A 1,711-nucleotide genomic window follows, 5' to 3' on the forward strand; every position below is an offset into this window, starting at 1 on the left:
GCCGGGGCGGCGAAGGCCGCGGCGAATGCGCCGGCCAGCAGCAGGGTCCGGCAGGTGATGCGGGCCTTCGAGATCGGCGTCATGGCAGCATTGCTCCTTTGGCTGTCTACAAGTGGCAGTTTGGAGGCTATTGCTGGATAAGCAGGCATTACGATGGCACCGGCACGGGCGGATGCCATATCTCGTGATCAATCCAACGCTGGGCGGGGGCATGAGCATCGAGCGCGTCGTCATTCTGGGTGGCGGTTTCGGCGGTCTCGCCGCCGCGAGGGGGCTTGCCGGCGCACCGGTTTCGGTCACGCTCATCGACCAGCGAAACCATCATCTGTTCCAGCCGCTGCTCTATCAGGTCGCGACGGCACTGCTCGCGACGTCCGAGATCGCCTGGCCGATTCGCAGCCTCCTGCGCGACGCCCGCAACGTGACCACGCTGCTCGGCACCGTGGTCGGCATCGATACGGAAGCGCGGCAGGTCAAGCTCGAAGACGGCGCCGCGATCCCCTATGACGCGCTGATCATCGCCACTGGCGCGCGTCACGCCTATTTCGGGCATGACGACTGGGAACGCCATGCGCCCGGGCTCAAGATGCTGGAGGATGCGACCACCATCCGCCGCCGTATCCTGATGGCGTTCGAGCGCGCGGAACGCGAGACCTCGGCCGAGAAGCGCGCCGCGCTGCTGACCTTCGTCATCGTCGGCGGCGGCCCGACCGGCGTCGAGCTCGCCGGCACGATCGCGGAGCTCGCGCGCCACACGCTGCCCGGCGATTTCCGCGCCTTCGATCCGCGGGATTCCCGTGTCATCCTGGTCGAGGCGGGCCCCCGCGTCCTCGCCGCCTTTCGTGAGGATCTCTCGGCCTATGCGCGCAAGGCACTGGAACGGCTCGGGGTCGAGGTGCGGACCGGCACCGCGGTTACGCGCGTCGATGCGGAGGGCGTCATGCTCGCCGCGGAACGGATCGACGCCGCGACCGTCATCTGGGCGGCCGGCGTACAGGCCTCACCGGCGGCCGACTGGCTCGGCGCGGCCAAGGATCGCGCCGGGCGCGTCATGGTCGAGGCGGATCTGACGGTGCCCGACCATCCGGATATCTTCGTGATCGGCGACACCGCGATGCTGGTCTCCGACGGCAAGCCGGTCCCCGGCGTCGCGCCGGCGGCCAAGCAGCAGGGCGCCCATGTCGCCGCGACGATTCGGGCGCGGCTCAAGGGTGACATGGCGGTGCACCGCTTCCACTATCGCGATCAGGGCAGTCTCGCCACGATCGGGCGCAGCGCCGCTGTGGTCGATTTCGGCTGGATCCGCCTCAAGGGCGCGCTTGCCTGGTGGCTCTGGGGCACCGCCCACATCTTTTTCCTGATCGGCGTCCGCAACCGCCTCGCCGTGGCGCTCAACTGGCTCTGGATTCACACCAGCGGCCGGCGCGGCGCACGCCTGATTACCCAGCGCGATCTCCCCGATGACGACGGCTGAACAGCAGGTCGACAAGCTCCCGCAAAGACGCTAGGCATCGTCGCGCAGGGCCTATAGCTCAATGGTTAGAGCCGACCGCTCATAACGGTCTGGTTCCAGGTTCGAGTCCTGGTGGGCCCACCAACCCCCTTAGCCGACATTGTCTCTGTTGAGACCCCGAAGACGGCGCGGTCAGCAGGCGCCATGGCACGCCGCGCGCGGATGCTCATCCGGCGTATTGACAGTCGTGTCGCGCCG

Annotated in this window: 1 protein-coding gene and 1 tRNA gene; both read left to right on the forward strand. The window is 68.1% G+C overall.

What is annotated here, in order from left to right:
• Positions 1–211: 211 nt before the first annotated feature.
• Positions 212–1,474 (forward strand): NAD(P)/FAD-dependent oxidoreductase, encoded by a 1,263-nt coding sequence (locus tag VNR91_RS03440; protein ID WP_414712368.1) that lies wholly within the window; start codon positions 212–214, stop codon positions 1,472–1,474.
• Between the two features lie 47 nt (positions 1,475–1,521).
• Positions 1,522–1,597 (forward strand) — tRNA-Ile (locus tag VNR91_RS03445).
• Positions 1,598–1,711 lie beyond the last annotated feature (114 nt).

The sequence above is a fragment of the Sphingomonas sp. genome, assembly GCF_035555815.1.
Taxonomy (GTDB): Bacteria; Pseudomonadota; Alphaproteobacteria; order Sphingomonadales; family Sphingomonadaceae; genus Sphingomonas.